Raw genomic sequence first — 7258 nt, forward strand, 5'->3', positions numbered from 1 at the left:
GGGGGCCTCCCCACGGGGTGGTGCCCGTCTCTCATTGCGGCGGGGGGGCCCCCCCCCCCCGGGGGCCCCGCCCTTCGCCCGCTCCAACGCTCCCTGCACAAGGTGACACCCATCCAGGAAGCCCACACTGTCGCGGAACAGGTCCGCAACACCGCGGACGCAGCATTCCGCGGTCCGGTCGTGAGTGGGCGGTATATGAGTTGATGCCGCTTCTGCGGTCACTGGAACGTGTGGGACCGCAGCGTTCACGTGGGTCGGAGTGGCTGGCTGTGCTGGGGTGCTCTCGTGAGCGACCGCGAGTCCTACAAGAGCGACTTATCCGACGACCGCTGGGCGTTGATCGAGCCTGTGATCACGGCGTGGAAGGCCCGGCATCCCTCCGTCAGCGGCCATCAGGGCGCCTACGGCATGCGGGAGATCGTCAACGCCCTGCTGTACCAGTCCCGCACGGGCTGCCAGTGGGGCTACCTTCCGCATGATCTGCCGCCGCCCGGCGCGGTGAAGTACTACTTCTACACCTGGCGCGACGACGGCACCGATCAGACCATCCGCGACCTGCTGCGCTGGCAGGTGCGGGAGAAGAAGCGCCGATTAGCCGACCCCAGCCTGGTGGTGCTGGACACCCAGAGCCTGCACGCGGCGGCCGGAGTCCCGGCCGACACCACCGGGCTGGATGCCCACAAGAAGGTCCCGGGCATCAAGCGGGGACTGGCCGTCGACGTGCTGGGCCTGGTCATCGCGGTGGTGGTCCTGGCCGCCTCCGTCCACGACAACGCCGCCGGCATCGCACTGCTGGACCGGGTAACCGCCGGCACCGAGCCGGGCACCGTGAAGAAGGCCCTGGTGGACCAGGGATTCAAGAACGCCGTCGTCGACCACGGGGCGAACCTGGGCATCGACGTCGAAGTCGTCAAGCGCAACCCCGCAGACACCGGGTTCGTCCCGCAGCCCAAGCGGTGGGTGGTGGAGCAGGTGAACGGGATCTTCATACTGCACCGGAGACTGGTGCGTCACTACGAACACCGTCCCGCTTCCGCGGAGTCGAGGGTCTACTGGGCCATAAGCGACCGGATGGCGAAGATGCTGACCGCGACCTCCACACCTACCTGGCGCGGCGCGTGAGCAGCCAGGACCTGACCCTGGGGGCGGTGCTGGCCCGCCTGGAGGAACGGGAACAGGAGATCGCCGCACAGGCCGAGGTCGCCCGGGAGAAGATCGCGGAGCTGACCGCCCTGCTGGAGGGGTACGACAAGGCCGCCGAAGAGGTCCGGATCACCCGCAAGAGCCTGCTGGAGATGCCGGAACCAGCACCGCCGGCCGCGACGCTGCCGGACCACCCGGCCTACCAGCAGATCATGGCGTTGTTCGACGCAGCGGACGCCCCGATGCGAGCACGGGCCGTCTGCGAGGCCATGGACCTGAAGGTCGCATCCAACAACATCAACAACGTCCGCCTCAAGCTGAAGCGGCTCACCGGTAGACACCGGGTCCGCCACGCAGGCGACATCGACTCAAAAGGCCCCGGGCGCCCCGGCGTATGCACCAGGATGGGGCGGGTGACCGCGTCCTCACCCGCCCCGAAACCCACCGGCTCCCCGCAGCAGGTCGGCTACCAGAGCGACCCGCACTTCGAGGACATCGCCAACGCCTCCTGGTGGGCGATGGCCGCCCGGCTGCCCCGTACGCTCGCCGCCGCGGTGAGGCTCGGCTGGGCCGCCGACCGCCCCGCGATGCTCTGGCTCGGCGTCTGCCAACTGGTCGTCGCCGTCTCCTCCGCCGTCGCGCTCGGCGCGCTGCCCGGCGCGATGAACCACCTCTTCGCAGGCGGCCAGGTCGCCGACCGGGTCAGCGCGGCCACGCCCGCGCTGATCGTGGTCGCCGTCGCCACCGGGGTGCGGGCCGGGGCCGACGCACTCGCCGTGTACGCCTCCGCCAGGTTGTCGCCCGAGGTCGCCACCGAGGCCGATCTCCAGATCCTGGCCGCGACGCCGGAGGTGGAGCTGGAGGCGTACGACCGGCCCGGCTTCACCGACCGGCTCCAGGCCGCCGGGAAGGGCGCCGAGGCGACCGAGAACCTGATCGGCGACGCCCAGGCGCTGGTCTCCGCGCTCGCCCAGCTCATCGCCGCGGCCTCGGTTCTGACGGTCCTGCACCCCCTGCTTCTGCCTCTGCTCGTCCTTGCCGTGGTGCCCAAGGGGGCCGCCGCCATCACTACCGCGCGCATCCAGCACCGCGCGGACTACCAGAACATCTCGGACAACCACCTGCGCTACCTGCTGCGGTACTACTCCACCGACCGCCGCACCGCCGCCGAGGTCCGCGCCACCACCATGGCGACCTTCCTGACGACCTGGTACCGCCAGATCACCGACCGGATCAAGGCCACCCACCGCGCGGCGGCCCCCCGCGTCCTGCGGGTCACCCTGCTCGGCGCGGCCGTCAGCGGGCTGATACTCGGCGCGACCTGGGTCGCGCTCGGCTGGCTGGCGGCCACCGGGCGGATGGACCTGGCCATCGCGGCGACCGCCGTCATCGCGGTACGCACCTCCACCGGCGCCCTGACCTCCCTGGTCATGGCCGCCGCCCGCCTGTTCCGCACGTCGCTGTACCTAGAGGACTGGCAGGCGTTCCTGCGCCGCGCGAAGGCCCTGCGCGCCGTACGCGGCACCAGAGAGATCCCCGCCGCGGCGCCCGCGGTGATCGAGGCCAACGACGTCACGTACACCTACCCCGGCGCCGACGCCCCGGCGGTCAACGGCGTGAGCCTCACCCTGCGCCGGGGCGAACTGATCGCGCTGGTCGGGGAGAACGGCTCAGGGAAGACCACGCTGTCCGCCCTGCTCACCGGGCTGCGGGTGGCGAACGGCGGCGGCACGGTGACCTGGGACGGCACCGACCTCGCCGAGGCGGACCCGCACAGCGTGTGGGCGCGGGTCGGACTGGTGCCACAGGACTACACCCGCTGGCCGATGGACCTGCGCGCCAACATCCACCTCGGCCAGCCCCGCACCGAAGGCGACGCCCTGCTCCTGGACGCCGCGAAGGCGGCCGGCGCGGACAGCGTCATCGCGAAGGTCCCGTACGGTCTCGACACCCTGGTCGCGAGCTCGAACTGGGGCGGCACCGACCTGTCCGGCGGGCAGTGGCAGAGAATCGCGGTCGCCAGGGCGTTCTACAGGGACGCCGCGATGCTGATGCTGGATGAGCCGACGTCCGCGATGGACCCGCGCGCCGAGCACCTGGTGATCCGCCGCTTCAAGGAGCTCGCCGCAGGCAAGGCCGCCGTGTTCGTCACCCACAACTTGGAGAACGCCCGCATCGCGGACCGCATCATCGTCCTCGACCAGGGGCGCGTTGCCGAGTCCGACACGTTCGAGGCGCTCCTGGACGCGGGCGGAATCTTCGCTGAGCTGTACAAACTCTCCCAGGACCGGTGAGAAGTCCGGCTAGGTTGATGTAGGGTCCGCGATCTGATGCGCAATGCCGGTGCCCGATGCGCAATGGTCGCGGTCCGTAGCTGTTGATGTTGATCTCTCGAACGAGTCCCTACGGCAAGTCGCTTGTGGTCAGCTGCGGGCGGTGGACTTCTTGGCGTCGGCCGCCGTGACGGCGGGTCCGGTCGGTGCACGGGAAGGCGCTACTCGGGCAGCTATGTCTCGGCGACGACGGGCGAGCACGTGATACGGGAGAGCCGTCTGGAGCTGGCCCGTCTGCTGCTGTCGGACTTCGATCCGGCATTACGCGAGATCTTCGCTCAGCCGTGTCGGCTGGCTGCGACGGCGATCCGATGGGCGTCGCAGAGCGGCGGTTGGCCGGTGACCGTCCGGTCCACGAGGTGAGGTCGGCGCTGATGGCGCTGTCGTGGTCTTGGCTGTGGTGGTGTGCCGTTGCGGGTACGAGGCCATCTGACCTGGTCGAGGTGTTCGGTGACTTTGGCGGTCAGGAAAGCCGGGTTCTCAGGTCGGTGAAGGCGACTGCCGCCTGCGTGAAACCGGTCCGGTCCCAGGCGCGCAGGGTGTCTTTGCCGCTGGCGGTAGGCAGGAGCACCCGTGCCATGGCGGCGGAGTCGGTGAGCACCAGCTGTTGCCACAGTTCGAACTGGAACACCATCTGTGGGTGGGGCTTGACCCATCCGGCATGGGCCGTCAAGGAGTGGACCAGGTCGGGGTGGAGACCAGCGGCAGCTGTGGCGACGACGGCGCCGAGCGCGTGTCCCACGAGGTGGAAGCGGTCGAGGGCGGCGTGCCGGGCTGTCTAGCGCAGGGCTTCGCGAAGCGCCTGGTTGAAACGCTCGGCCTGGTCCTGCTGCGACATGTGGCCAGCGCCTTTGATGACCGTGAGCCGGGCGTCGGGGATCAGGCTCGCGCACTCACGGGGAATGCCGAGCGGGACCTCGGTGTCCAGTTCGCCGTGCAGGAACGTGGTGGGCACGCGCACCCGGCCCAGGCGGCCGCGCGGATCGTAGTTGGCCTGCTCGAGGACGAGTTGGTCGATGAGGAAGGCCGAATCCAGGAGCTGCTGGACCGTCCAGTCGATCATCGCGGCACTGGCGCCGGGGCGGTACCACTGCGGGACGAAGTCGGCGAGCGTGCCCGCTCGGTCGGCGCGCAGGTCAGCCAGCAGCTTGTCCACCGCGTTCCGCATCCCCGAGAAATGGTGGACGCCGGCGTCGACGGGAACGATGGCGCCGATCTTGTCCGGAGCGGCCAGGGCGGCCTCGATGGTGAACGCCCCTGCGATCGAGGACCCGATCAGCACTGGCTTGTCCAGTGCCAGAGCGTCGAGGAACTCCAGGATGTCGTGGGTGACCTCGGCGATGGTGTAGCCGGTGACGGGCCGGTCGGAGCGGCCGCAGCCCCGCCAGTCGACGGTGATCACGCGGTGGTCGGCCATCAGGTCGGCGGCCTGGGCGTCCCACACCCGGCCGCTGGTGCCCCAGCCGTGCAGGAACACCAGGGGGCGGCCGGCGCCGTGGTCCTCGTAGTAGAGCCGGGTGCTGTTGACGGTCGCGTAGGTCATCTTCTCGTCCTTTGTCATCTTCTCGTCCTTCCTTCAGCGGTCCCGCCTCGCGGGGCCGCTCTCGCCGAGCTGCGCTGACGTAGGCAATTCCAGCGGAGCGGCCGGTGACGACCAAGGAGAGATCCGCTCCTAGACTGATCAAGAACCGTGATGAATGCGAGGTGCCCGTGGAACTGCGTCAGGTGCGTTACTTCGTGGGCGTGGCCGAGGAACTGCACTTTGGACGCGCCGCCGAGCGGCTGCACATCGTGCAGCCGACCGTCAGCCAGCAGGTCCGCCGGCTGGAGCGCGAGTTCGGGCTGGACCTGTTCGACCGCACCACCCGCACTGTGACCCTGACCGCGGCGGGCCGGGCCTTCCTGCCGCATGCCCGCGCCATCCTGCAGGCCGAGCGCGCGGCGACCGAGGCGATGGCCGTTCTGCGCCCCGAACAGGAATCGACCCTGCGCCTCGGCACCAACGTCGGGCTGGGCACCCGCCTGGACGCCTTGTTGACGGCACTGGCCGAACGGGCTCCCCAGCTCATGGTCGAACTGGTCAGCGCGCCCCCGGCGACCCGGCTCCAGCAGGTCCGCGAAGGAGAACTGGACGCCGCCTTCATCCGGGGCGTCGAGCACAGCCCAGACCTGGAGCTCCTCCCCCTGTGGCGCGACGTCCTGGTGGCGGCCCTGCCCGCGCGGCACCCCCTGGCAGCACAACAGGAAGTCGCTCTCGCCGACCTGGCCGACCTGGCCCTGCGCCTCGCACCCCGGGAAGCCAACCCGCACCTGGCCGATATCGTCGTCGGCGCCTGCCGGACAGCCGGATTCGAACCCATCATGGGCCCCGCCTTCACCACCGACCAGGACACCCTGGCCGCCATCGCCTCCGGCAGGCCGAGCTGGACGGTCTACTACGAGGCCCAAGCCCAGATCCAGCCGGCTCCCCGCGTCACCTTCCGGCCCTTCGCCGAACCCGCCCCGGCCGTCCGGACCTGCCTGGCCGTACGCCCAGGTCCCCCGTCCCACCGGCTGACCGCACTACTGGACGCCTGCAACGAACTGGAGCGGACTGACCACCCGGGGCGCCCGTAGGCAAACGATGCGGTCGAAGGGGCTCAACCCTTGCATGAGGTGCGCCACGTCCACTGGACGGTGAAGCGGCCGGACTGAACCTTCCCCTTGATCGTGGACACCTGGAGACTGGGACCTGAGGTTCCAGAGGAAGTAGCACCAGGTGGGAAACAAGTACACGAAGCGGTACACCGACGAGTTCAAGCGGGATGCGATCACGCTCGTCGACTCCTCGGGCAAAACGGTGACGGCGGTCGCCCGAGAACTCGGCATCAGCTCCGAGTCCCTGCGTGGCTGGTACCGCAAGGCGAAGGGGAAGGCCGAGCGGGGCGAGGGCGCTCCCGGCGAATTGAGCAGGGCCGAGCGCGAGGAGCTCAAGCGGCTGCGGCGGGAGAACCGCGAGCAGCAGCAGACGATCGAGATCCTAAAAAAAGCGACTGCCTTCTTCGTGAAGGAGAACGACCGGTGAGCGATTTGTGCTGGTTGATCCACGCGGAGAAGGCGAACTACCCGATCGTTTTGCTGTGCCGGGTGCTGCACGTCGCTCGCTCCTCCTACTACGCGTGGCGCGAGGGCGAGGCCGCCCGCCATGCCCGGCAGGCCGCCGACGACGCGCTCGCGCACGAGATCACGGTGCTGCACCTCGCATCCCGCCGCACCTACGGCGTCCCGCGCATCCACGCCGAACTGCGGCGTCTGGGACGCCGGGTCAACCGCAAGCGCATCGCCCGCGTCATGCGCGAGCGCGACATCCAAGGCGTCACCCGGCGCAAGCACCGCTCGCTGACCCGGCCCGACAAGAAGGCGAAGCCGGCCCCTGACCTGATCGGCCGGGACTTCCATGCCGAGCGGCCCGGGATCAAGCTGGTCGGGGACATCACCTACTTGCCCACTGCCGAAGGCTGGCTCTACCTCGCCTGCTGGCTGGACCTGGCCACCCGCGAGGTCATCGGTTATTGCCATGGCCGATCACCACCGCGCAGAACTCGTCGTGGACGCCCTCGACATGGCCTACGGCCGAGGGAACCTGGAGCCCGGCTGCGTGATCCACAGCGACCGCGGCAGCGAGTACACCTCGACCCAATTCCGGTACCGAATACGAGGGTTGGGGCTGCGCAGCAGCTGTGGACGCACCGGATCATGCTTCGACAACGCGGCTGCGGAGAGTTTCTGGGCCCTGCTCAAGG

Annotated in this window: 5 protein-coding genes and 3 pseudogenes; 6 read left to right on the forward strand and 2 right to left on the reverse strand. The window is 69.6% G+C overall.

What is annotated here, in order from left to right; translation table 11 throughout:
* The first annotated feature begins 285 nt into the window (after positions 1–285).
* Together ACWDVB_RS39965 and ACWDVB_RS39970 are read left to right on the forward strand one after the other, a co-directional pair.
* Entirely contained in the window at positions 286–1122 is an 837-nt protein-coding gene (locus tag ACWDVB_RS39965; protein ID WP_451517846.1) for an IS5 family transposase, read from the forward strand.
* A complete protein-coding gene (locus tag ACWDVB_RS39970; protein ID WP_451517845.1) occupies positions 1119–3437 on the forward strand; it encodes an ATP-binding cassette domain-containing protein in 2319 nt (772 codons plus the stop codon). Before ACWDVB_RS39965 ends, ACWDVB_RS39970 begins: the two co-directional genes overlap by 4 nt.
* Positions 3438–3939: 502 nt before the next feature.
* Here ACWDVB_RS39970 and ACWDVB_RS39975 read toward each other — a convergent pair.
* Together ACWDVB_RS39975 and ACWDVB_RS39980 are read right to left on the reverse strand one after the other, a co-directional pair.
* Positions 3940–4224 (reverse strand): annotated as a pseudogene (locus ACWDVB_RS39975) (alpha/beta fold hydrolase); the annotation flags it as partial.
* Between the two features lie 30 nt (positions 4225–4254).
* Complete coding sequence (locus ACWDVB_RS39980; RefSeq protein WP_451517844.1) at positions 4255–5037, reverse strand: alpha/beta fold hydrolase; 783 nt, start codon at positions 5035–5037, stop codon at positions 4255–4257.
* 149 nt (positions 5038–5186) lie between these two features.
* On the opposite strand from ACWDVB_RS39980, the gene ACWDVB_RS39985 reads away from it, so the two are divergent.
* From ACWDVB_RS39985 to ACWDVB_RS40000, 4 genes and pseudogenes are all read left to right on the forward strand, one after another.
* Entirely contained in the window at positions 5187–6092 is a 906-nt protein-coding gene (locus ACWDVB_RS39985) for a LysR substrate-binding domain-containing protein (protein WP_451517843.1), read from the forward strand.
* A 142-nt stretch (positions 6093–6234) separates the two neighbouring features.
* A complete protein-coding gene (locus tag ACWDVB_RS39990) occupies positions 6235–6540 on the forward strand; it encodes a transposase (protein ID WP_451517842.1) in 306 nt (101 codons plus the stop codon).
* A pseudogene (locus tag ACWDVB_RS39995) lies at positions 6537–6986 on the forward strand (IS3 family transposase); the annotation flags it as partial. The gene ACWDVB_RS39990 and the pseudogene ACWDVB_RS39995, both read left to right, overlap by 4 nt.
* A gap of 91 nt (positions 6987–7077) precedes the next feature.
* Positions 7078–7258 (forward strand): annotated as a pseudogene (locus ACWDVB_RS40000) (IS3 family transposase); the annotation flags it as partial.

This window comes from Streptomyces sp. NPDC003379, from assembly GCF_053589195.1.

Coding starts and splice junctions, on each gene's coding strand:
- ACWDVB_RS39980 (WP_451517844.1), bottom strand. CDS start 5,037: ATGACAAAGGACGAGAAGATGACCTACGCGACCGTCAACAGCACCCGG.